Source organism: Microbulbifer maximicatervae (SeqCode) (genome assembly GCF_052467225.1).
Genome location: NZ_CP174303.1, coordinates 4,897,156 through 4,920,226 on the forward strand (window position 1 = coordinate 4,897,156; position 23,071 = coordinate 4,920,226).

Annotated in this window: 19 protein-coding genes; 10 read left to right on the forward strand and 9 right to left on the reverse strand. The window is 48.3% G+C overall.

The window, feature by feature from the left end; all coding sequences use genetic code 11:
• The first annotated feature begins 4 nt into the window (after positions 1–4).
• The 6 genes from ACJJIZ_RS21255 (at position 5) to glpQ (ending at position 6,759) form a co-directional block, all read left to right on the forward strand.
• The gene (locus ACJJIZ_RS21255; RefSeq protein WP_444914770.1) at positions 5–667 is read left to right on the forward strand and encodes a hypothetical protein; all 663 of its coding nucleotides are present in this window, start codon (positions 5–7) and stop codon (positions 665–667) included.
• Between the two features lie 12 nt (positions 668–679).
• On the forward strand, positions 680–1,342 hold the full coding sequence (locus ACJJIZ_RS21260; RefSeq protein WP_444914771.1) for a hypothetical protein: 663 nt from the start codon (positions 680–682) through the stop codon (positions 1,340–1,342).
• Between the two features lie 29 nt (positions 1,343–1,371).
• Complete coding sequence (locus ACJJIZ_RS21265; RefSeq protein WP_413664368.1) at positions 1,372–2,835, forward strand: M48 family metalloprotease; 1,464 nt, start codon at positions 1,372–1,374, stop codon at positions 2,833–2,835.
• A gap of 100 nt (positions 2,836–2,935) precedes the next feature.
• Complete coding sequence (locus ACJJIZ_RS21270) at positions 2,936–4,567, forward strand: long-chain fatty acid--CoA ligase (RefSeq protein ID WP_444914772.1); 1,632 nt, start codon at positions 2,936–2,938, stop codon at positions 4,565–4,567.
• Between the two features lie 529 nt (positions 4,568–5,096).
• The gene (locus ACJJIZ_RS21275; protein ID WP_444914773.1) at positions 5,097–5,516 is read left to right on the forward strand and encodes a hypothetical protein; all 420 of its coding nucleotides are present in this window, start codon (positions 5,097–5,099) and stop codon (positions 5,514–5,516) included.
• Between the two features lie 154 nt (positions 5,517–5,670).
• Positions 5,671–6,759: a glycerophosphodiester phosphodiesterase gene (gene glpQ, locus ACJJIZ_RS21280; protein ID WP_444914774.1), complete on the forward strand. Its 1,089-nt coding sequence runs from the start codon at positions 5,671–5,673 to the stop codon at positions 6,757–6,759.
• Positions 6,760–6,802: 43 nt separating this feature from the next.
• Here the strand turns inward: glpQ and ACJJIZ_RS21285 are convergent, their stop codons facing one another.
• The 3 genes from ACJJIZ_RS21285 to ACJJIZ_RS21295 all read right to left on the reverse strand — a co-directional run bounded on the left by ACJJIZ_RS21285 (position 6,803) and on the right by ACJJIZ_RS21295 (position 10,054).
• Positions 6,803–7,582, reverse strand: coding sequence for an enoyl-CoA hydratase (locus ACJJIZ_RS21285; protein WP_444914775.1), 780 nt, complete (start codon positions 7,580–7,582; stop codon positions 6,803–6,805).
• 215 nt (positions 7,583–7,797) lie between these two features.
• Positions 7,798–8,718 carry a dimethylarginine dimethylaminohydrolase family protein gene (locus ACJJIZ_RS21290; RefSeq protein ID WP_444914776.1) on the reverse strand — a complete coding sequence of 307 codons (921 nt, stop codon included), beginning with the start codon at positions 8,716–8,718 and terminating at the stop codon, positions 7,798–7,800.
• 88 nt (positions 8,719–8,806) lie between these two features.
• Positions 8,807–10,054, reverse strand: a complete 1,248-nt coding sequence (locus ACJJIZ_RS21295) for a Zn-dependent hydrolase (protein WP_444914777.1) — start codon at positions 10,052–10,054, stop codon at positions 8,807–8,809.
• Positions 10,055–10,183: 129 nt separating this feature from the next.
• On the opposite strand from ACJJIZ_RS21295, the gene ACJJIZ_RS21300 reads away from it, so the two are divergent.
• Positions 10,184–10,966 carry a tryptophan 2,3-dioxygenase gene (locus tag ACJJIZ_RS21300; RefSeq protein WP_444914778.1) on the forward strand — a complete coding sequence of 261 codons (783 nt, stop codon included), beginning with the start codon at positions 10,184–10,186 and terminating at the stop codon, positions 10,964–10,966.
• 125 nt (positions 10,967–11,091) lie between these two features.
• On the opposite strand, the gene ACJJIZ_RS21305 is transcribed toward ACJJIZ_RS21300, so the two are convergent.
• Both ACJJIZ_RS21305 and ACJJIZ_RS21310 read right to left on the reverse strand, forming a co-directional pair.
• Entirely contained in the window at positions 11,092–11,517 is a 426-nt protein-coding gene (locus tag ACJJIZ_RS21305) for an ExbD/TolR family protein (RefSeq protein WP_444914779.1), read from the reverse strand.
• Positions 11,518–11,702: 185 nt separating this feature from the next.
• Positions 11,703–12,155 carry a methylglyoxal synthase gene (locus ACJJIZ_RS21310; protein ID WP_444914780.1) on the reverse strand — a complete coding sequence of 151 codons (453 nt, stop codon included), beginning with the start codon at positions 12,153–12,155 and terminating at the stop codon, positions 11,703–11,705.
• A gap of 259 nt (positions 12,156–12,414) precedes the next feature.
• Between ACJJIZ_RS21310 and ACJJIZ_RS21315 the strand changes: the two genes are divergently transcribed.
• Both ACJJIZ_RS21315 and ACJJIZ_RS21320 read left to right on the forward strand, forming a co-directional pair.
• Positions 12,415–12,819, forward strand: a complete 405-nt coding sequence (locus tag ACJJIZ_RS21315) for a hypothetical protein (RefSeq protein WP_282934304.1) — start codon at positions 12,415–12,417, stop codon at positions 12,817–12,819.
• 1,196 nt (positions 12,820–14,015) lie between these two features.
• Entirely contained in the window at positions 14,016–14,933 is a 918-nt protein-coding gene (locus ACJJIZ_RS21320) for a hypothetical protein (RefSeq protein WP_413664357.1), read from the forward strand.
• A gap of 70 nt (positions 14,934–15,003) precedes the next feature.
• Here ACJJIZ_RS21320 and ACJJIZ_RS21325 read toward each other — a convergent pair whose 3' ends face one another.
• The 4 genes from ACJJIZ_RS21325 to ACJJIZ_RS21340 form a co-directional block, all read right to left on the reverse strand.
• Positions 15,004–15,924, reverse strand: a complete 921-nt coding sequence (locus ACJJIZ_RS21325; RefSeq protein ID WP_444914781.1) for a phosphoribulokinase — start codon at positions 15,922–15,924, stop codon at positions 15,004–15,006.
• 83 nt (positions 15,925–16,007) lie between these two features.
• On the reverse strand, positions 16,008–19,157 hold the full coding sequence (locus ACJJIZ_RS21330; protein WP_444914782.1) for an efflux RND transporter permease subunit: 3,150 nt from the start codon (positions 19,155–19,157) through the stop codon (positions 16,008–16,010).
• The gene (locus ACJJIZ_RS21335; protein WP_444914783.1) at positions 19,154–20,317 is read right to left on the reverse strand and encodes an efflux RND transporter periplasmic adaptor subunit; all 1,164 of its coding nucleotides are present in this window, start codon (positions 20,315–20,317) and stop codon (positions 19,154–19,156) included. Before ACJJIZ_RS21335 ends, ACJJIZ_RS21330 begins: the two co-directional genes overlap by 4 nt.
• A 383-nt stretch (positions 20,318–20,700) precedes the next feature.
• Positions 20,701–21,411 (reverse strand): Crp/Fnr family transcriptional regulator, encoded by a 711-nt coding sequence (locus tag ACJJIZ_RS21340; RefSeq protein WP_413664353.1) that lies wholly within the window; start codon positions 21,409–21,411, stop codon positions 20,701–20,703.
• A gap of 345 nt (positions 21,412–21,756) precedes the next feature.
• On the opposite strand from ACJJIZ_RS21340, the gene ACJJIZ_RS21345 reads away from it, so the two are divergent.
• The gene (locus ACJJIZ_RS21345) at positions 21,757–22,971 is read left to right on the forward strand and encodes a TonB family protein (protein ID WP_444906431.1); all 1,215 of its coding nucleotides are present in this window, start codon (positions 21,757–21,759) and stop codon (positions 22,969–22,971) included.
• Positions 22,972–23,071: the final 100 nt, after the last annotated feature.

The following is a 23,071-nucleotide window of genomic DNA, read 5'->3' on the forward strand; positions in this document are numbered from 1 at the left end:
ACATATGAGGTATAGGTCGACTTCCTTTGGACACCTAAAGGTACTTATTTTTGTAAGTTTCTTCCTGGGTGCTTGCAGTCATACAGTACAGATGGATGGCAATTACCCATCCCCAATAGGCGATCAATTGCCAATAACAGTAGGCTTCTACCTCAGTGAGGACTTTAAAAGTTTCACTTATAAAGAAGACAGTGAAGATCGTGAAGAATGGAATATAAGCACAGGCAGAGCACAAAAAAATCTGTTTGAAACAGTATTGGGTTCCATGTTTACCGATACCGTATCTCTATCCAGTTATCCACAAGAAGTCCCCGCCAATGTCGAACTGGTGATAGTTCCAGAAGTGCGAGAGCTGCAGTTCACAATGCCCAGAGAGACAAGGGTCAATATTTTTGAGGTATGGATTAAATACAACATGACCGCATTTGACCCCAGTGGCGGACAGGTTGCTAACTGGGTAATAACCGCTTACGGAAAAACCCCTACCGCATTTTTACAGTCCCAGGAACAGGCATTAACTCAGGCGATAAATATCGCCCTGCGCGATGCCGGAGCAAACCTCTATACCGGGTTTGGGAAAGTTCCTGAATTACAGGCCTTTCTCTCTGGGAAACGTCGATCGCTATCACTGAGAGAAATCAAGGTGAAAGCCAAAAAGGCTGAATAAGAGGAGTAAATCGTGTTCAAGCCACTTCTAGTTACAGCGATAGTCTTTATTAGTGGTTGTACCACTGTCGTAATTGATGAGTATCGACGCTCCGATGGTGAGCTTGCCGAAGGAGATTCTGTCGTCATCCTGGGCCGCCGTCACTCCAGTGAATATGAAACAGAGCCTGATTTAATTGCCTGTGTTGGTAGAGAACTACACAACCCTGAGTTAGGTGTAAACATTATTCCAGAGCAAGATTTTGTCGATCTTATGTACCCCTGGTTTGAACCCAGGACAGCACCTATGCATGTTCGCTCCCTAGATCGCCTGATGGAAAATGAAAGTGTGCGTGAGCGAATGGAAACCTATGGAGTGAAGTACATCGTCTGGATTGATGGTTCGACAGAGACCACAGCCAGTGCCGGCTCTATCAGCTGTACCATCAGTACCGGCGGTGCAGGGTGCTTTGGCTTTGGGACTTGGGATAAAGAATCTGACTACGAAGCGGCAGTATGGGATTTCAGGGACCGCGAACTGTCTGGGAAACTTAGTGCAGATGCCAAAGGAACCTCTTATATGCCTGCAATCGTGGTTCCAATACCACTAATCGCCAGAGTCCAGAATAATGCCTGTAAAGGAATGGCTCTGCAGCTCCAACAATTCTTGATGCCAGCAGTAACACCCAGTTCATAAAAATTAAGACGCTAGGGAGGCCAGGGGTAATGAAATTCATTGAGCGTGTTTTTGCCAGCGCTATCCTAATACTCAGTGCAGGCTGTGCATTTAACCCTGCCACCAATAAACCTGACCTGGTTCTAATGTCCGAGGACAAGGAGATCTCCATCGGTAAGGAGATGCATGAAAAGCTGATAGAGAGCACTCCGATCTATAAAGACCCAGTCCTAACCGCTTATGTTAATCATGTCGGGCAAAAAGTTGCCGCCGCCAGTGACAGACCGGATATCAAGTACCAATTTACGATCATCGACAGCCAGGATATCAACGCATTTGCCCTTCCCGGTGGGTATATCTACATCAACCGAGGCCTTCTAACTTACCTGCACTCAGAAGCTGAAATGGCGGCTGTACTAGCTCACGAGATTGGCCATATCACCGCCCGCCATGCCGTAAGGCAAAAAACAGCTGCGACCGGAGCCAGCGTTGTATCAGTATTGTCAGTTTTGGTTACCGGCAGTGGTGTAGTCGGAGATGTTGCAAATTTATATAGCACCGCTGCAGTGAAGGGCTACGGCCGCGAGATGGAACTGGAGGCGGATCGCTTCGGCGCCCAGTATATGTTCAACGCTGGATATGATCCCCAGGCCATGATCAATGTTATTGGGCTATTAAAGGATCAGGAGACATTTGCCCGGCGCCGTGCCCGTATTGAGGGCAAGAAACCGCAAACTTACCACGGTGTGTTTGCATCTCACCCGAGAAATGACCTTCGCCTACAGGAAGTTGTAAACGCTGCCGGCCAGCTTCCCGAAGACAACAAAGAAACCAAAGTAGAATACTATAGGGAAAAAACAGATGGCCTTGTGTATGGACAAAACACACAGCAGTCCACTAAAAATCGCTACAACCATAAACGGCTGGGTTTTTCCCTTTTATTTCCCGATGGCTGGTTGGTAGAAAATCAACGTTCAGCCATTGTCGGCTCTGCACCTGATAAAAGTGCACAAATTACCATTACAGTTACCCAACGCGATGGCAACCAGCCCGCTGATATGGCTCTGCGCTCAGAGTTCGATCTACGACAACTGGAAAAAGGGGAGAAACTCAATCAATATCGACTTGAAGGTCATACCGGAAAAATTCCACCGCTTGAAAAAGAGGATGCAGATCCAGACAGAATTGCGGTAATTTTTTATGGTAGCAGACAATTTGTACTGCAGGGAAAAGTCACAAATGATGAAGACTCAGATCCAGAAGCTATTGATAAATATGACAATTTATTCCTGACTAGCATTAGAAGCTTCAGGCCGCTACGACAAACTGACATTGTAGAAGAGAAGGATATCAAACGCTTGCGCTACGTCCAGGCCAATGAAAAAACTACCTTTGCCTCCCTGGCAAAACATATGGAAATCGGCGAATATGCAGAGGAGCAATTACGCCTGTTAAATGGTTATTATCCCCGAGGAGAACCCAAGCCCGGAGAATGGATAAAGATCGTTCAATAATTTTATAAGAATCAGCCCCTAATCCTTTTTCTACCACCCTCCAAAATTTTGGAGGGTTAGTGTCTATCTGAAAATAAAAGATAATAATAAGGAGTAAGTGATGAACGGCATGATGATGCAATCCCAGCTCATCCTCACCGGTATTATGAAGCATGCTCTAAGCAACTCACCGGATAGTGAGATTGTTTCAGTTAGCTTGGATAACCCCGATTTTCGTTATAGCTATCAACAAGCTTTTGAGCGAGTCTCGCAATTGGCAAATGCACTACAAAAGCTTGGAGCCAATGATGGAGATCGAATTGGTACTCTTGCCTGGAACGATCACCGGCATTTTGAACTCTACTACGCAACTTCTTGCAGCGGGCTCGTTTGCCATACCATTAACCCCCGGCTTTTCCCTGAGCAAATATCTTACATTATTGAGCATGCCGCAGATCGATGGCTGTTTATTGATCCACTATTTATGCCCCTAATCGAATCCCTGGCAGAATATCTAGATTCGATTGAAGGCATCATTGTGCTAACTGATAAAGCACATATGCCCACCACAAGCCTGAGCAATGTTTACTGCTATGAAACATTGATTGCAGCAGAGCCCACTGAGTTTCAATGGCCTGAATTAGAGGAAGAGAGTGCAGCAGCACTCTGTTATACATCAGGCACAACAGGCAATCCCAAAGGGGTGCTTTATTCCCATCGCTCTCTGATGCTGCATACCTACGGCGTATTGATGCCAGATGTCTTTGCGATTAGAAGGGACGAAGCCATATTGCCTGTTGTTCCCATGTTTCACGTCAACGCCTGGTCAATACCCTATGCGGCACCGGCTGTTGGAGCAAAACTCGTGTTACCTGGCCCCAAAATGGGGTGTGGAGAAACGCTCAGTCAATTAATTCAAAAGGAAGCAGTTACTATCGCTGCCGGCGTTCCAACCGTTTGGCTCGCCCTGCTCAAATACCTGCGGGAAAGTGAAGAGACCCTACCCAGCTTGAATCGAGTAGTCGTGGGTGGATCGGCTTGCCCCTGGAGTATTATGGAGGAATTCGAGCAAAAGCATGGGGTATATACCCATCACGCCTGGGGCATGACTGAGATGAGTCCACTGGGAACCTACAATGCCCGCATACCTGAGAACCTCTCTAAAGACGAAGCACAGACCCTCAGGCTCAAGCAGGGCCGAGCGGGCTTTGGGGTCGAGATGCGTATTGTAGACCCAGAGGGAAATACCTTGGCACAAGACGGGCTGGCTTTTGGAGCCCTACAAGTGCGTGGTCCCTGGGTCTGTGAGCGCTACTACCAATCCAAAGAGTCAGCACTTACCGAAGACGGCTGGTTTGATACTGGCGACGTTGCCACGATCGATACTGACGGCTATCTGACAATCACTGATCGCACTAAGGATGTTATCAAGTCCGGCGGCGAGTGGATTTCCTCTATTGAGCTGGAGAATTTTGCTATGACACAGGCGGGAGTAGCCGAAGCCGCTGTTATTGGGGTTGCCCATGAAAAGTGGGCTGAGCGACCTCTCCTGATCATTGTTCCCGCTGAAGGCAAAACACTAAAAACTGAGGAGATTCTGGCATCCTTTAAAGGGCATTTTGCCAACTGGTGGATTCCCGATGACTGTGTCATTGCCAAGGAAATCCCCCATACGGCTACAGGCAAAGTCAGCAAAAAAGACCTTCGGGAAATCTATGCCGACTATCTATGGTCTCACGAAGCCACTGTGTGAAGGGGATTAAGACGCTTTTGGCAGGCATCATCGCGGCATAGCAAAGCGTTACACTGTAATAACGCAATTTAACCTGCCTCAAGTCTTGATTAAATTTTAACGGCGCTGAAATAGCGCCGTTTTAGAATGCTTAACTTTCTACTAATACCTAAACCAGCGGTCCAAGACGATACACCAATTTATAAGCAAGCCCCTTATAGAGTGCTGCTTCTTACCCTCTATTCCACCGGTTCCTCTATAGGCGACAATCTTTGCTTGCTGACTATTAACTCTCATCGATTCATGGTTTCCGAGCTGACTGGATATCGGTTTATCTTCTATTGACTTACCTAGGCACACTAGCCATCCAGAATTGTCTAGAATTATCTTGAGTAGAAGTATCTGACTGTGGATATTCTGGAATATCTCAGTCCATGTGAGAGGGAATAGGGAATTTACACTTCCTTGCGTTGGATGGTACTGGCTTACAATCTAGCCATTATCATACTCCTCACAGCAACGGCATTTACTCATTAACGAGGAAGTCACAATGAAGAAATTATTCAGTTTGGTGATCGCTGCAATAATTGCCATTTCTGCAAATACCCTAGTTTGGGCAGATAATGACCATGCCGCACAACTTGCGGAGCGTTTAGAGGCAACTAAAGCCAAGCTTAACCTCTCTGATGAGCAGGTAGAAAAAGTAAAGCCTATCCTGGAATCAGCCAATGAACAGCGCCGCCAAGTACTTGCAAAATACGGCGTTAACATAGAAAGTCCCTCTGGCGCTATCCAAAAGATGAGCTTTCGTGAGAAGCGCCAGTTAGGTAAAGAAATGGCCGCTATCAGAAAATCTACGCTCAGTGAAATGTCCACCGTACTGACGGATCAACAATTAGCAGAGTTCAAAAAACTTCAAGAAGAAAATCGAGCAGCCTTCAAAGCCAAGCTTCAAGAGAAAAGAAATTAGAGTCACCAGGGTTCATAATGCCTATCAGATAGACGAAGCCGCGCTGAATAGCTCTGCGAAAGCCTCGCCCTGGCGGGGCTCTCGTATTCAGTTATATCCCTGTCATATTTCTCTGCTAGAAAGTGCCCCACAATTCATCACGGGCCTTTATCACATGTTAAAAAACATTCTATCAGTAGTGTTGATTGGCTTTTCTGTAGCCGCAACACTAACCTGCGCGGATAACTTTGATCAGAGAAATAAACAAACTATTGTGGTAGCTCATAGAGGTGCCTCTGCCTACCTACCTGAACACACCCTCGAATCCAAAGCGCTGGCTTACGGTATGCGTCCAGACTATATCGAGCAAGACTTGGTACTCAGCAAAGATGATCACTTGATCGTAATGCACGATATTTATCTAGATAGTGTAACTAATGTCGCCGACGTTTTTCCCCAGCGCGCTCGCGATGATGGTCACTTTTACACTATCGATTTTACCCTGACCGAACTTAAGCAACTTCAGGTATCAGAGCCCTTCATAGACAGTGAGGATGGACTTCAAGCAAAATATCCGGAGAGATTTCCAATATGGAAATCTAGCTTTAAGCTGTCCACCTTTGAGGAGGAACTGGAATTAATTCAGGGGCTTAACCGATCCCTAGGCTACGATATTGGCATCTACCCGGAGATTAAAAAACCCTACTTCCATCACTGGGAAGGAAAAGATATTGCCTCTATAGCTTTGCAATCACTCAAGAAATACGGCTATACCGATCGCGATCACAAAGTTTTCTTCCAGTGCTTTGACGCAGAAGAGCTCCAGCGAGTTAAATTTGAACTGATGCCCTCCATGGAGATGGATCTATCATTAGTTCAATTGATCGCCGCCACCGACTGGGGGGAAAAATTGGTCGAAGTGAATGGAGAAATTGAAAAGTACAATTATGACTGGATGCTGCAACAGGGGGGCTTGCGCAAAATCGCCACCTACGCAGATGGGATTGGCCCCTGGTATCCTATGTTAATGGAAGTAACGGATGGCCAACCAAGAGCTAACAGTGTTGTCCGCCGGGCACACCGCAGACAGCTAGAAGTTCACCCCTACACCTTCCGCGCCGATACAGGCAAGGTTCCCGAAGAATTTGAAAGCTTCGAGGACTTCCTGCATTTCGCTGTATATCAGCTGCGAATTGACGGTCTCTTTACCGACCACCCCGACAGAGCCGTTAATTATCTTTCCCGGGGACATAGGGATCGTTAAAAAATGAAATCAAAAAAAGGCCGCATAGTGCGGCCTTTTTTACTTAATCAAACTTGGAGAAGTCCGCTGGTCTCTTCTCCATAAAGGCCATAGCAGCCTCTTTAAACTCATCGGATGCGAGGCGCTCCTTAAAGTAACGGCCTTCATCTTGAATAAACTCTAACCCTTTCTCTTGAGTTGCTCTGCGCAAAAGCTGCTTAGTTAAACGCAGGGCGGCCGGAGCTTTCCTCGCTAACTCAGCTGCGGCTTCACGTGCTCGAACTATGGCCTGTTCTGGCGCCACTGCGGCATTACAGATACCAAGCTCAACGGCTTCCTGAGCACTAAAACGCTTGCTCAACAATAACAGTTCAGAAGCTTTGGCATGGCCGGCGATCCTGGGCAACAAGTAGCTGGAGCCATACTCTGGACACAGCCCCAGGTCCACAAACGGCATCTGGAACATGGCGTCGTCTCCAGCAAAAGACAGGTCGCAATGTAACAGCATGGTCGTACCAATACCTACTGCAGGGCCATTAACAGCTGCAACTACCGGCTTGGGGAAGTGGTAAAGAGCACTCATAAACTGGAAAACTGGAGACTCCTCCCCTTCGGCAGAGCCGCCCAGGAAATCTGTCAGGTCGTTACCACTGGTGAATATGCCCTCAGCACCGGTAATAATCGCGACGCGAACATCCGGGTTTGTAGCTGCGCTATTCAATAACCCTGCCATCGCGGTATACATGGCCATAGTCAGGGCATTTTTGCGCCCGGGTCGATTAATCGTAATCTCGAGGATGCGGTCCTTAAGCTGAGCCTGAATTTCAGCGCATTCGCTTTGCATATTGTTCTCCGGGGTAAGAAGTAGATTGGGCTACTCTCAGTAGCCTAATTATGGAACCCCAACGGAAGCCACTTTTAATCCGCTGTAGGCCATCTATTTAGGAGATTCATATTAACCGCTACTCCCAGAGGTTCGAGTTCCTAATCAACCACTTTCGTTGACGGGATTAACCCGGTCACCAGTGACCGGGCCCTCTAGGTAACCAGCAATAGTAATCAAACTTTATTGGCTGAGTCCCGGCGCAGAGGTTGGCACATGCAATGAACGCCACCGCCCCCCGGAGTGATCATAGAAATATCTGGGTCTATAACTTCCAAACCATGTGCGCGGCACTTCTCCGCCAGTCCGGTATTGGCCTTAGGTAGCATCACTCGATCATTCCCCAGGGCAACGACATTCACTCCAAGCTCCAATACCTGCGGGAAGGGAATATCGATAATCTCTATATTTCGGCTTTTAAACCACTGCACCAGCTCCGGCTCAACGGCATCAACGCAAATTGCTGCCAGCTTTTCCGCGAGCATGGCTACCATCACATCAATATGCAGGAAGAATGGATCGAACTGGTAGCCTTTAACTTCCCAGCCCTCTTTTTCTACCCAACTTTTCATCTGCTCAAACCCTTGCGGGCTGGTGCGTTCGCCGGAGTAGCCACACAGAATGACACCGGGCTCTAACACCATAAAATCACCGCCCTCCAGAGAGCCTGCGGTGATAATGTCGTAAATAGGGATATCCAGCTCTGCATATTTTTTCACTATGGGCGCCCACTCACCACGGCGCCAAGGGCTGAACATCTGTGTCACGATAGGCCCCCAAGGGGTCATTACCGAAGAGTCGCGACCGTAAATTTGGTAGGGCAATGTGCTGTCCGCTGGAATTAGGTGCGTATTCACTCCGGCGTGGCGGTAGGCATCGAGCATCTCTCCATGCTGTGCCACTGCCACCTTATGATCAAACTTCATTCCGAGGCGCTCAGCACGTCGTGCGCTCGCGTTACCAGTGCGCCAACTGAAGTTATCCACAGGCCCAATCAAAACATCCCGCAGTACACCGTATTCCGAATCCATCCCCCACTCACTCAGGGGTGCCGTACCGCCGTTATCCTGACGGTGCTTCAAAGTAAAATTACTCATTCGCCTAAATTCCAACTTGTTATCAACTATGCCAAAACAAAGACAGTGCAACGCCGACAGTTGACAGAAGCACTTGTTTTACCGCTACTTAAGCCTGCTCCGCACTGTTTAGCATTGCGTGGAGCAACACATTACAACCCGCCTCAAGATGATCCGGCTCCGCCGATTCTGCTTCATTGTGCGACAGTCCTCCTTCACAGGGCACAAAGATCATAGAGACAGGGGCGACTCGGGAAACATATACGGAATCGTGCCCAGCACCTGAAACCATCTTGCGATTGCTATATCCCAAGGTCTGCACAGCACTGCTAACCGAATCAATGCAATGCTTATCAAAGGCGACGGGAGGTGAGTACCACTCTTCCCGAATATCGACTCTGGTACCTGTTTCTTCTTGTACTCTTTCAGCCGCCTTATACAAGGCTTTATGCAGATGGTTTAAGCCTTCAGGTAACGGGTGACGGAGGTCCAGTGCTAGCACAACCTCTTCAGGCACTGTATTTCGGCTGCCCGGCGCCGCCCTTAAATCCCCACAGGTCATACGCGCATCTTCTGAATACTCCCGGACTTCACGATACATGCGCTCGCACAGAATGGACATTGCCTGGACCGGATCACGGCGGTCCTCCATCGGAGTTGGACCCGCATGGCAAGGCGTTCCGTAAAAAGTTACGTCATACCAGCGAATACCCTGTACACCAGTGACAACACCAATTACCTGATCCTGTTTTTCGAGGATCGGGCCCTGCTCGATATGCGCTTCAAATGAAGCCTTAATAGCCCTCGGCTGAGCGGGCTCAGTACCGAGATAGCAGATCCGCTCCAACTCTTCACCGATAGTGATACCCGATTTATCCGCGCGGCTGTGCCCATACTCCAAGCTAAATTCACCAGCCCAAACCCCGGAGCCCACCATTGCAGGGGAAAAGCGCGCACCCTCCTCATTAGTCCATACAACCACCTCTAATGGGGCCTTGGTCCTGATACCTTGATCCTCTAGAGTGCGCAGAACTTCCAGGCCGGCAAGTACGCCATATACACCGTCAAATTTGCCACCCGTGGGCTGGGTATCCAAATGAGAACCAGTCACTACCGCAGGCAAGCTGTTATCTGCTCCCGGTCGGCGGGCAAAAATGTTGCCCATCTGGTCCACTCGGACCTCACAGCCTATATCTCGGCACCAGCGCACGAAAAGGTCGCGCCCTTCACGGTCTTCATCTGTCAGGGCTTGTCGATTGCATCCGCCCGCTGGGGTCGCGCCTATCTCAGCAATTTCCATCAGGCTATCCCAAAGGCGAGCGCCATTGACACGTAGGTTTTGTGCTGGGTTTTCCATTCAAAGAGCTCCGGGCTTTATAATGGGTCCAATATAAATCACTTTGCCGTAATTTTTGTTTTGATCCACACCGGCTAAAGAGAGCATTATTTTGTAACTGGTCAAAACACACTCAGGAAGCAGCTGACTATGACAATAACTTATAGCTCTTACCTAAAAGTAGACGAGCTTTTGCAGTGCCAGAAACCCCTTTCCGATGGTCCCGAGCACGACGAACTACTTTTCATTACTATTCATCAAAGCTACGAGCTCTGGTTCAAGCAAATGTTGCATGAACTGGATTTCCTGGTACGACTATTCAACGCAGGTGAACGCAATCGCGCATCGCATACACTTAAACGTGTCGACACGATTTATCGTACTTTGATTCAACAGGTCGATATCCTGGAAACCCTAACCCCACTGGAGTTTATGTCTTTCCGCGATCGACTATCCACGGCTAGTGGTTTTCAGTCGTACCAGTTTCGCGAGTTGGAATTTCTTTACGGAGCCAAGGACCCGAAAAAACTGGAAAACTATACCCCTGGCTCAGAGCACTACCAGCGCTTGATGAAGCGCCTTGAGGCGCCGACCCTTTGGGATGCTTTCCTAAACTTTTTGGTTCACGAGGGGCATAAGGTACCCGCTAATGAGCTTGAAAGGGATTTTAGCCAAATTGCAGAGCCTTCTTCGGCCGTCCAGAAAATACTGATCGATATCTATCGCAATGATCCACTGGTAAGTGAAATCTGTGAGGCTTTGGTGGACATCGATACTTCGTTACAACAGTGGCGTTACCGACATGTAAAAATGGTCGAGCGAACAATTGGCAGGAAAATGGGGACTGGTGGATCGAGCGGGGTAGGTTATTTACAGGGAACCCTATTTAGACCGGTTTTCCCCGACCTCTGGGCAATTCGTTCAGAATTCTGATATCGGATTTGATTTGAGGGGTACTTAAGTACCCCCCAATTTGTGACCAGTTCAAAACCATAATTCACAAATGAAAAAAGCCAGCAATATGCTGGCTTTTTAAGCGCGGGTAACTCACCGGGAACTTAGTCCTCGTAAGGTACCAGGGAGACCTGAATACCCAGGCTCACTTCCTTCGCAGCATCCGCAATCTGTACGTAAGTATCCGCACTAGACTTGTTGTGTGCACGCACAATCACCATTGCCTGCGGGTTCTCCGCATACATCTGAGCGATACGGGCCCGTACAGCACGGCTGTCAATACGGCTGCCATCCGCCATGGTGATTTCATCATTTGCACTGACCATCAACAGAATATTCTGTTTGTCGGGGTCTGGCTCAGACTTATCAGTTAAGTTCGGATCTGGCACATTTACGTCCAACGCCTTCTCTTTAACAAATGAAGCAGTCACGATAAAGAAGATCAACATGATAAACACAACGTCCAACATGGGCGTCAGGTCGATATCTGCCTTTTCTTCTTCTACGGCCTTTCCGCGTCGTCTACTCATAAAACACCGTGCAATTTTCAAATATCAGGGGTGCCGGATTGACCGGTCTAATCTGGTGGGCAAGATTGCCGCGATTTCGCAAGCATTGCAAGTGCGAGCGATAACAGAGATAAATAAACTTTAAAAATCAATAAGTTACAGAATCGAGCCGATAGAAAAGATCAAATTTTAAGCAAAAATTCCGACTAACGTCCTGCTAGATAGCTGTGATAGTCAGGCACCTCATGCTCGAAGGATTGATCCATCAATGGTGACTGTACCACCATATCTGCACTGCTCTGGTTGCAAGCCACAGGGATATTCCACGCTGCAGCGATACGCAGTAGTGCCTTGACGTCCGGGTCATGGGGCATGGGCTCAAAGGGGTCCCAGAAGAATATCAGCAAGTCCACCTGCCCCTCGCTAATTCTCGCTCCGAGCTGCTGATCACCTCCCAGAGGGCCACTTAAGAGCTTTTCGACACTTAAACCCGTCGCATCTTCAATTTTTCCACCAGTAGTCCCCGTAGCCAATAACTGGTGTTGTTTGAGCAGACCGTGATGTCTGAGACACCACTGAATCATGGCATCTTTACGGTTGTCATGGGCTACCAGAGCCACTCGCTTTGTCGCCGGCAGTGCTTTAGCAATAAATTCCATTTGAACCTCAATATCAAGAGTCTCTTCTATAGTATCTCAAATAAGCACCGACAGATTTGATTTTCCCGTAGGTTTAGTCCCTGTTATCGCATCCCAACTCCTTTATAAAGACTTCCAAAATTACTACAAGACGATTCATTAGATTCGAAGAAGTACAAAGACCTCTTTATTCATTGTTATCTAGAGTAAGATCCCCCTGAACGCAGCCCCCCTCGCTATAATGCAACAGCAAGAAACCGGACCTTTATAAGGAGTAAGTATGAGCGTAGGAGCCTGGGAGCCACAGGTAAGTGGCCCACAAAATGAAACCAGTGAAGAATTCAACCGGGAGCAGTTGCTCAGACTTATCGAAATTGCAGAGTCAGATAAACCTTTTACAGAGTCAGTAGGAGCGTTTGAAAAAGTACCCTCCACTCTTATTCGCCTTCCCTTCCAACACTGGATCGAAGAGAGCGAACATTGGAACAGTGCCCAGCTATGGCAACTGATTCGCTTCTTTACCTTGGCAGAGATGAATCTGCCCGGCTGGGACGCCGGCGCTGAGTCTGCAGTAATTCCCCTCGCCAAAGTACTCAAGCAACGCTCGACGCCATTAACAAAAGAACAACTGTTATGGATTCGCCAGAATTCCAACAATCGTTATTTGCCCTACGGGCCACTATAAAGCTACACGATTGACTCCATATCACCCCAGTGACAGAGATATTCTGTTACTGGGTCAGTCCTCTCTCCCTCTCCCTCTCCCTCTCCCATTGCAAAACTCATAAGGTTGCCTTTGGTAAGAGCAGCCACTCCAAAGCAGAAGCATTGCCCATAAAAATATCATTAAGATTGTTGATCAACGTACGGATAATCAGGACTGCATTCAAATAGCTTCTGGTATTACTTGCCTCTGAATAACTGCCCTCTACTCCTTTTATGACTAGCAGGGATGTCACGTGATAGCAAAACAAATGACTGGAGACCAAGCGCTCGCTTTCTCGGTAATTAAAAAGACCTCGACTGAAGAGCACAAACTAATACAGTTCCGTCTCATTATATACATGGTTATAACTAGATTTATCACTGGTTTACTTTCCGCCATGAAAAAGTAAACCTCGCAGCAGTAATGGCAGATCCCGGCAGCCAAGACCCCAAATACCCCAGCCGGTTGGTACTTATATACGGGGCACTAGATCCCGTATATGAGTGTGAGTTCTCCCCCAGTTTTTAATTCCTTACTAAATACCAGGGTACGGCAATAGGACTCAAGCTGTCTCTGACATCTTGACACTTGCCAACTTTCCGCAATTTGAATATCACACTTCAATACGCAAGGTTACACAACCAGCTATGGAAGTTGCCCGCTAATTGACGCAGGCAAAAGCTCGCAGTTAAGTTTTGTTAATCCGGCTCTCTGTTAATTGATGTACAGAAACTATCTGCCACCATCAAAATCCAACTATAAAAGCCAAAACAACTAAACCAACAGGTTCATAAAGCTTACAAAATTACTCAACTATTTAACGCCACTGATACTGACTTGATACAAAGAATATTGAAGTTAAAGAATCACCAGTAATGAGTGCTTTCAAGTTCCCAAAAAGATCAAAAACACAGTTCAAACGGCCCCCAATTGAAAAATATGTAAAAAAAAGCCATTTTTTTTACATTAAATAGAAAAAAAACATCTAAAGGACTTGCAATTAGGTATACAAATAAGCTGCAATTAGCGCCGCTAGCTTGGGGGGACTCACTATCAATTGTTTTCTGCCGAAAACATGCATCTTGGACGGTGCCTAATTCCGTTAAAGATGGCTGAGAATAATTGATAGGAATGCCCCCACTTACTAAAACAATTCATTTTGCAGGGATATTTAAATGGCTACTAAAAAAGCTGCTCAAGTCGCTACCAGCGACGTCGCAAAAATGGAAGCGGAGCTACGCTCCCTTACCGCTAAACTGGAAACTGCCCGCCTTAAGCAGGAAAAAGACCTGACTGTCAAAGCAGAGAAATTGGCAAACAGTGCCAAGAAGGCTGCCGCTAAAGCAAAAACTACTCAAGATAAAGTAGCGACTGTTAGAGCTAAGAAAAAGACTGCTGCTCAACAGCAACAGCTGAAAAAAGCACGTGAAGCCGCCGCTGCAGCTAAAACTGCTGCAACTGAAGCCAAAACTGCCGCAACTGAAGCCAAAGATGCACTGGCTGAAATCAAAGCCGCCAACAAGCTGGCTTCTCAGGTAGCTAAGATCGTCGCTAAAGAAGAAGCTGCTGTAGCTAAGAAACTGGCTGCTGCTGAAAAGAAAAAAGCCGCTGCCGAAGCGAAGAAAACTGCTGCTGCCGCTAAAAAAGCCGCTGCTGCTGACAAGAAGAAAGCCACCGCAGCTAAGAAAAAGCCCGGCCGCCCAGCTAAAACTGAAGAAGCCAAGAAGAAGCCTGGTCGTCCCGCTAAGACCGAAGAAGCTAAGAAAAAGCCTGGCCGTCCCAAAAAAGACGCCACTGAAGCCAAGAAGAAGCCCGGTCGCCCAGCAAAAACTGAAGCCGCTAAGAAAAAGCCCGGCCGCCCCAAAAAAGCAGAGACCGCAGCCGCCGCAGCAACTGATGCTGCTCCTGTAAAACGCGGTCGTGGCCGCCCACCTAAGGCAGAATCCGCACAAAAGAAGCCCGGTCGCCCAGCAAAAGCGGAAGCCGCTAAGAAAAAGCCAGGGCGCCCCAAAAAAGCAGAAGCCACAGCCGCAGCAGCAACTGAAGCTGCTCCTGTAAAGCGCGGTCGCGGTCGTCCGCCCAAGGCTAAGTAAGCCAGCGCTTAAGTAAAACTGATTTATTCAGTTAGTTTAAACCCTGGCCTCGCCAGGGTTTAAACAGATCTTACTGCATCCGCAAGCCCTTCACCTGATGGTCCTCCCCCAACTCAATAACACAATCTGCCCAACCCGGCATATCCTCTAGCAAGCTCCGCGTCACTCTTTCGTAGTGTTGTACAAACTGAACAATTTGTTGATCCGTCATCCCCATTCCGGAGCGAACCCTGAGTTTATGTTCCTGAAACTTACGCCACTCAACGATACATTCCATACTCGGCGCTTTGAGCATCACCCATACATCGATAAGCGAAAAAAGATCTCGATAAGAATCTTCCAACTGTTGATTAACAAAATTTCGCCATTCGCCAGTACTATCTTCCCTGCACTCCAGTTCATTGAGCGATCCTTCATACCCTTCTGAAGGCTTGGCTCCTAGGCACCATCCTTCGAAGATAACAACATCAACTTGCCCCCTGAATACGGGCCACAAGTGCTTAGGGATCCGATCATCACGTCCTTTATCAAACCTAGGTAATGCGATAGCGGAATCACTACTGGATGCACACAGGGCCTTGAGCGTGCTGATCCCCAAGCCAATATCATGGGTTCCCGGCACACCGCGAGTTTCGAGTAAAGGGTGTACCTGTGTAGCCAGCTTGCGGCGCTGTTCCAGAGTTAAATAGATATCATCCAGAGACAAAACACAGCAGCGATAGCCCATCGCCTGGTAAATACATTGCCACACATCCGCCAGGGTCGACTTGCCGGTACCCTGCCCCCCACTAACCCCAATTATTAATGGATTACTGCGCTTATGGCGAGTCAGTACCCAAACTCCGAGGGGAAGAAAAATTTGTTCGAGCACCAGGAGGAAATCGCATGGTAATTGATGCTCACGCAACAGCTCCTTAAAAGGTCCCGATAAACTCTCCTTAAGCTGTCCACTACGCTCTAAAACTTCATTCGGCCATTTAGCCTTATTCATAAATTCCCCGCTATAAAAACGGGGGCCTAAGCCCCCGAACTTTGTGATCACTAATTATGATTACAGTACTTATATAGCCGTCACTAACTTGCTACCGACTCAATAACCCCCTCTGGATTACCCCTCTTCTTGGAGCGGCCCGGTAGTACTAACATAATGGGTGTAACCAATAACGTCAGCAAAGTGGAAAAGGTAAGCCCGTAAACAATTGCACTGGCTAGCTTCACCCAAAAAGAGGCTATCACTCCATCGACAACAATATTGCGCCCGACCATATCCACACTGACGCCTAGCGCCAGGGGCAACAACCCGAGGATAGTTGTTGCCGTTGTCAAAAAGACCGGTCTCAGCCTCTGTGTCGATGCCTTTACTGCTGCTTCCGTTGGTGTGAGGCTTGGCTCATTCTTACGCACGAAATTATAGGTATCTATCAGTACAATATTATTGTTCACCACGATTCCAGCCAGCGCCACAATACCCACTCCAGTCATAATCACACTGAAGGTGCTTTGTGTTATTAGCAGGCCAAACATCACTCCCAAAGTGGACATAATCACAGATGAAAGTACCAATAAAGACTGATAGAAGCTGTTGAACTGTGTTACTAACAGGATAAACATTAAAAACAGAGCCAGGAGGAAGGCTATGCCTAGGAATTGAAAAGACTCATTCTGCTCCTCGTCCGCCCCACGGAATAGCAGCTCAACCCGGTTATCCACCGGATTAGTCTGCAACCACTTCCTTATTTCCTTCACTTTGTCATCCGGCAGAATCCCCTCTTGCGCATCAGCCTTAATTTGCATGCGAGTAATTCCGTCGATTCGCTCAATCTTATCGACCTTGGGCATGGCTTCCGTATGTACGAAACTGCTAATCGGAACGGTACCCTGCACGGTATTAACTTTTAGCTGATCGAGCGCGGCTATGCCTCTGGCACTTCTGGGGTACCTGATACGTATATCTACTTCTTCATCCGTATCATCGGGTCGATATTCTGCAACCCGGACGCCATTGGTAACCAACTGCACCGCCCTGCCAACTTCAGTTAGATCGGCACCATATAGAGCAGCCTTGGCTCGATCGACTTTCACTTCCCACTCGATACCAGGTAGTGGCGCGGTGTTTACAATATCTCGCAACCCGCCAATTTCCTCCATTGCACGGTGTAGTCGCCAGGTTTCCAGCAGTAGCTGCTCATAGTTCTGACTGCGCAACTCCAGAACAATATCCTTGCCCACCGGCGGTCCTCCCTCCATTACATTTGCGGTTACTTTAATTCCGGCAAAATCTGAGGTGCGGGAACGGATATCGGCAAAAATGTCGCGGCTCCGTCGCTCGCGTTCCTCTGCGGGATAAAGCTCCACTAACATATTGGCGATTTGATCTGGAGAACGATCAGAATTTCCAGAAATTCCGCCAGAACCAATAGTAGTGTGAGCTATTCGGACCTCAGGCACACTAAGCACGGCTCTTTCCACTTGCACCACCAGGGCTTTTTTCTCCTCCATGGACAAATTGCCCTGGGCCCTAATTTCTACATTGCCGTATTGCTCTTCTGTATCCGTGAAAAATTCAACACCAGCACCAAAATTGACAAAGCCAATAAAGATGGCAACCAGAATGGCAATAGTGGTTAAGAACCCACCCAATGGGCGCTGCAGAACCTTCTCAAGAATACGCGCATACCAGCCGGTAATTCCAGGCAGGGCTCGAGGTAAGCCATCCTCTAACTGGCTCAGGTAGTTACGAGTAGAGGCATCCATTGCGCTTTTGCCAAATAGTGAACCCAGCACAGGAGCAAAAAACAGGGCGTACAAGAGTGACCCCGCCAATACTGCAAATACTGTAACGGGCAGGTAACGCATGAAGTCTCCCACCACTCCAGGCCACAGCATAATCGGCAAAAATGCTGCAAGGGTAGTCGCCGTTGAGGCAACTACCGGCCAGAACATCCGACTGACTGATGCAATATAGGACTCCCTTGCTGACAAGCCTTCAGCCATTTTCCGATCGGCAAACTCGGTAATCACAATGGAGCCATCAATTAACATACCGAGGGCCAGCAACATTCCGAACATCACCATAAAGTTAAACGAATAACCCAGATACCAGGTGATGATGGAACCAAACAGCAAAGAGAAGGGCACTCCCAGTCCCACCAGAATTCCCGAGCGAAAGCCGAGCGCGGCAACGACAATAATCATTACCAATAGCATCGCGGTCAGGATGTTTCCCTGCATCTCACTGACCATATCCCGTGCAAAATCAGATTGGTCAAAAACAAACTCAACCGTAATTCCCTGCGGCAAAACACCAAATTCAGCCTGAACGACTTCCCGGACTCGATCCGCGACATCGACAGAGCTGGCATCGTTGCGCTTTTCAACATTAATAGCGAGCCCCGGACGACCATTGATACTGGTGTAGCTCACTGCATCTTTGAAGGTTCTGCGAATATCTGTAACAGCACCCAAGGTCACAACTCCATCGCGTGACTTCTTGAGCGGAATTTCATAAACATCCTGAGCGGTCTCAATCAACCCAGGGACTTTCACTGAAAAACGGCCCCGATTGGCTTCCAGCTCCCCTGCAGGAATTAGGAGATTGTTCCCCAATACCGCATTGATTAACTCCGCACTGGTGATTTGATAGTGCTCCAGTCGCACCGGATCAATCACTGCCTCTACAACCTCCTCCCTATTACCGTGGAGATCTGCACCGAGCACCTCAGGGATACTCTCTATCTTTCGCTTAAGCAATTCAGCCGAGCGCAGTAAAACCCGTTCATTCACTTGCTCGCCGGATAGGGTAACGACAATGGTGGGGAAAGGTTGAGCGGATACTTCCTCCACGGTGGGCTCGTCGGCATCCCGGGGCAGCTCAGCCCTGGCCCGCTCTACAGCATTGCGAATATCATCGACGGCATCATCTACACCAATGGCAGAGTCAAATTCAATCACGATATATGCAAGGGATTCCCGGGCGACAGCAATCACCTCGACAACCCCTTCTACCGCACGAATTTCCTTCTCCAGAGGGCGGACCAACAGGCGTACACCATCCTCTGGGGAAATTCCCTCGTGAGTGACCTGTACAATTACAAATGGAGGGTTCACCTCAGGGCTTGATTCAATTGTCATCGCTGCGCGAGCAACTATGCCAATTAAAACAATCAGCAGCATCAGGCATATTGTACTGCGATTTCTTTGAATAGCGCTTTCCAACAGCTTCATCGCGAATCCCCCTCGGGAATCACTGAAGTTTCGGATACCGGAGTCACCTCAGCGGAATCTAGTGGGGAAGCTTCCTTCGCTTGGTTCTCCCGGGAAAACTCCTCCCCAGTTTTCAGTATTTCTGCACGAACCAAATCTCCCGTAGTGACATATTCTTGTCCCACAGTAATCAGAGTCACTGTGTCGGGCAGTCCAGAAACCCAGACGCCGCCATCACCATCCCCAACCAGTGAAACATTAATAAATTGCACTCGGTTTTTATCATTGAGAGTCCGCACCCCCAATTCACCGCTATCATCCAGCGTGAGTAGAGATGCATTAATATGGTGGGCCGTAATTTCACCGGTCGGGAGGACCAGCTGACCACTCAAGCCTCCGGGAAGTTGATTACCTGGATTATCTACTGCTACCTCCACTCGGTAAGCCCGAGTAATTTCCTGCGCCTGTTGACTGATATAACGAAGGTATCCGTCTACTAACAGTCCTCTTTGTAATTGGGCTCTCGCCGGCCCGCCCTCAACAAGGCTCCCCACTTGATCCTCTGAAACTTCGCCAACAATTAGGATGGGATCCAAGTCAAGAATGGTCGCGCATTCCTCTCCCCGGCGAATAAAATCCCCCAGCTCCACCGCTCGGCTATTCACTACTCCAGCAAATGGTGCACGAATTTGTAGTTTCTCTACCGTCACTTTGGCACGTGTGTACTCCGCCTTGGTTCGGGCAAGCTCAACTTGCTGCTGGGCCATTGCGGTATCCGACTGCAGTCCTTTTTTCTTAAGTTTCTCGGCACCGGCAAAGTCTATTTCTGCTTTGCGTTTTGCCGCTTCAGCTAATGCCAGTTGCTCAATACGATCTTCAGCCTCGATTTCGCAAATGACATCCCCTTGTCTAACTGTCTGCCCTTCCGCAACTGGAAGTGCAGCAATAATGCCATCCAGTTCAGCGCGCAGACGTACATGCCGGTTAGCCTCAGTGCGCCCATTCACTAGTATCTGAGTGGCGTATGGGCTGGACTCAATGATTTGGGCTTGAATTCGCAATTCAGGCTCTGGCTTCTTGGCAGTTACCTCTTTAGATTCTGACTGCTCATCCTCTGCACCGGAGAATAACTGCCCACTCAGCAGCCATAAAATAGCGATCACCGAAACAATAATTGCCATTCGGTAATTGCGCCTTGACCAGATTGATGCCAATACATTCATAACTTTCTAAACCTGTTGGGCAATGATGCGCCATCGCAAAAGCGGGTCTTAAATCCAATCGAAGGGATCTGCGATAACAACTGAAGCTAAGCGATTTTTACACAATCACAGCGACTTATAAAAAGCTCCGCTGTGTCCTACTCGAATTCTGTCAATAAATACGTGGTTAATGTCGGGCAAATGAAATATCCGAGTGATCTACAAATTTAGACTGGAATCAGCAGATAGTCCCACCTTAAGAAAGGTGTACACATGTGCCAATAAAAATAAGTACAAAGAGGAGGGAGAGCAGTCAGGAGCGAGAAAATAATTCTCTCGCCCTTGGTTTGAACGGGAAATCTTTACGACAGCATAGATTCCAGAAATCCAAGCATGTCGGATTCATCATCAACCAGCTCACCAGAACCAAACTCCGCATTCCAGTCGAGCAGAATTTGAGCCAAAGCTTTCGCCTGTTCCGCTAAGGCAATTAACTCTTCCCGGCTATTTTTTGGTCCCGTATAAAGTTTCAGCTTTCTATGGCTATTCGCCAACTGATGCCCCGGATACTTGGATCTATAGACCTCCAGTTTCCAACGCAATGAATGCACCATATTGCGATAGAAAACCAGTTTTGCTGGCAACTGTAAAAGTGATAAGTCTTCCAGGTCACCAAACAGCGTACAATCAACGCCTAGAACCTGAGTATCCTGGCTATTATTCGCGGCAAATACATCGGCACTGCGGGGCTCCGCCAATAGCATCGACAAATCACCAAATAACTCACCTGGACGTATTACCGCCAAAGGACGTTCATTTCCCGGAGCCTCCTCAGCTGCGGGACTATTCACCTTCACATGTAACTCACCGCGTAACAAGAAGTAGACCCATTGATCCACATCCCCTGCACGCAGCAGCTGTTCACCCGACTGAAGGCTGACCAGCCGGGAGCGCTTTAGCAATACATCGTATTGCCACTCACTCGAGGCACGAATATCCCGAAATAGATGGATGACATTGAGAAGACGATCCACAGCATCCCGTGGATACTCGCTTAGAGGTTTAATTTCCATGCACAATTCAAATTTAGTGAAAACTATTCCATTTTCCTGAAAAGAGTGGCCTAAGCCACTCTGCAAAGTGCCATTCTAAACGATATCGACCTAGCACACCTGTTTCTAAGTGTGACAATCGTTTCCTTACCAACCCTTTATCTTGGGCGAATGAGGACAGTCTGACCTTATCAGGCTTGAACTCCGTTCCAGTTACAGTAGAGTTAGGTGTAGTGAGTAGTACATTGTACTCTCACAAGCTTTGGGCGCGCACTTTTTAATCTGACTTGTGTGCATTGGGGTTGGGGCCCCTGAATTCTTACTTAGCGGAACATTTTGCTCCTGCTACTGAGACACCGTAGAACAATGAAATCGATAAAAATTGTCCTCTCTTTTTGGGTGTTTACATTTGCTCTCACTGCGAAAGCTGCACCACTTTTAAACGGTCTTGCACTAGAAAAACAATTTAATAAAGACATTTATATCGCTGCAATATACTCGGAAAATCTAACCCGGGATTCCAGCACACTACTCGATAACAATATTCCTCGGCGCTTGGAGGTTCGTGTTATCACCAAAAGTCTGCCGGCACGGCGACTCCGCAATCAATGGATGGAAGCCATTGCGATTAACAACCGCGGAGATACGCTCAGCAGTCAGGCAGAAAACATGGTGACCTTTGCCAATCTGTTTAAGGGGCGCTTTGCTCACGGTGATCAATTGAGTATCGAGTTCGCCGCCGATACCGGCTCGACAACAATCTCCCTTAACAGTATTCGACTTGGAGAGATTGCTGATCCCGACTTCTTCAATACCTTGCTACGAGCCTGGATTGGTTCTGTCCCCCCCTCTACTGACTTTAAAGATGGGTTGCTTTCCGCCGGCCAAGTGTCAGGTAGCCTGGTAACTACATTCGAGTCCCTGGCCCCAACAAGCGAGAGAGTTGCCGAATTACAACTCAAGCAAATAAGCCAGGAAGAGGCCACTGCTGCCGAAGAGGCGCCAACTGAAGCCACTAAACCTAAACCGGCTATTGAAATTGCTGATCTTCCGCCTCCAACTCTAGCCCTAGCCGCAACCGCTCCCGCAGCAGCGGTTGTAACTGAGGCTGATAGCATTCAAGGGGACAGTGAACAGGGACCTCAACCGGAAGGGGCCGTTCCAGCACAAGCTGAGGATGAGATTGAGCTTATTACGGTACCTCCTGAGGATGGCCCACTCCTGGCTGCAGATGCCGAAGATATGATGGAAGAGGAAGAAGAGGCTCCCCTGACGGCTGATATGATTCTGGCACGCCAGATCTACCACTCCAGCTTGCTGCGTCACACGTTCCGCTACATTCGCTACCCCAAACGAGCCCAAGAGCGGGGCCATGAAGGTAGTGTACGCCTCAATGTGACTATTGATTCTCAAGGCCAGGTACAAGATATCCAACCGGTACAGGAATCCCGTCATGCCAGCCTTAACCGGGAGGCCCAAGCTGCTGTACGCAGAGCTGGACCCTACCCTGGAGTCCCTGCGCAGCTAGGTACAGATACTTATAACTTTTCTATCCCTATCACTTTCCGCCTGCCAGATTAAATAGCTACTCAACTTGTACCAAAAGCCTCGCGATGCGGGGCTTTTGGTTAAACTCACTCCAACGCAACTTATCCCCGGCTAGGCGCAGCCCTCTTGCCCC

What these genes read in the sequence shown, in the direction of transcription:
- ACJJIZ_RS21325 (WP_444914781.1), bottom strand. Translation starts at nt 15,924, where the DNA reads ATGAATAAGGCTAAATGGCCGAATGAAGTTTTAGAGCGTAGTGGACAG.
- ACJJIZ_RS21340 (WP_413664353.1), bottom strand. Translation starts at nt 21,411, where the DNA reads ATGGAAATTAAACCTCTAAGCGAGTATCCACGGGATGCTGTGGATCGT.
- ACJJIZ_RS21295 (WP_444914777.1), bottom strand. Translation starts at nt 10,054, where the DNA reads ATGGAAAACCCAGCACAAAACCTACGTGTCAATGGCGCTCGCCTTTGG.
- ACJJIZ_RS21255 (WP_444914770.1), top strand. Translation starts at nt 5, where the DNA reads ATGAGGTATAGGTCGACTTCCTTTGGACACCTAAAGGTACTTATTTTT.
- ACJJIZ_RS21315 (WP_282934304.1), top strand. Translation starts at nt 12,415, where the DNA reads ATGAGCGTAGGAGCCTGGGAGCCACAGGTAAGTGGCCCACAAAATGAA.
- ACJJIZ_RS21330 (WP_444914782.1), bottom strand. Translation starts at nt 19,157, where the DNA reads ATGAAGCTGTTGGAAAGCGCTATTCAAAGAAATCGCAGTACAATATGC.
- ACJJIZ_RS21275 (WP_444914773.1), top strand. Translation starts at nt 5,097, where the DNA reads ATGAAGAAATTATTCAGTTTGGTGATCGCTGCAATAATTGCCATTTCT.
- ACJJIZ_RS21335 (WP_444914783.1), bottom strand. Translation starts at nt 20,317, where the DNA reads ATGGCAATTATTGTTTCGGTGATCGCTATTTTATGGCTGCTGAGTGGG.
- ACJJIZ_RS21345 (WP_444906431.1), top strand. Translation starts at nt 21,757, where the DNA reads ATGAAATCGATAAAAATTGTCCTCTCTTTTTGGGTGTTTACATTTGCT.
- glpQ (WP_444914774.1), top strand. Translation starts at nt 5,671, where the DNA reads ATGTTAAAAAACATTCTATCAGTAGTGTTGATTGGCTTTTCTGTAGCC.
- ACJJIZ_RS21270 (WP_444914772.1), top strand. Translation starts at nt 2,936, where the DNA reads ATGAACGGCATGATGATGCAATCCCAGCTCATCCTCACCGGTATTATG.
- ACJJIZ_RS21320 (WP_413664357.1), top strand. Translation starts at nt 14,016, where the DNA reads ATGGCTACTAAAAAAGCTGCTCAAGTCGCTACCAGCGACGTCGCAAAA.
- ACJJIZ_RS21300 (WP_444914778.1), top strand. Translation starts at nt 10,184, where the DNA reads ATGACAATAACTTATAGCTCTTACCTAAAAGTAGACGAGCTTTTGCAG.
- ACJJIZ_RS21290 (WP_444914776.1), bottom strand. Translation starts at nt 8,718, where the DNA reads ATGAGTAATTTTACTTTGAAGCACCGTCAGGATAACGGCGGTACGGCA.
- ACJJIZ_RS21265 (WP_413664368.1), top strand. Translation starts at nt 1,372, where the DNA reads ATGAAATTCATTGAGCGTGTTTTTGCCAGCGCTATCCTAATACTCAGT.
- ACJJIZ_RS21310 (WP_444914780.1), bottom strand. Translation starts at nt 12,155, where the DNA reads ATGGAATTTATTGCTAAAGCACTGCCGGCGACAAAGCGAGTGGCTCTG.
- ACJJIZ_RS21285 (WP_444914775.1), bottom strand. Translation starts at nt 7,582, where the DNA reads ATGCAAAGCGAATGCGCTGAAATTCAGGCTCAGCTTAAGGACCGCATC.
- ACJJIZ_RS21305 (WP_444914779.1), bottom strand. Translation starts at nt 11,517, where the DNA reads ATGAGTAGACGACGCGGAAAGGCCGTAGAAGAAGAAAAGGCAGATATC.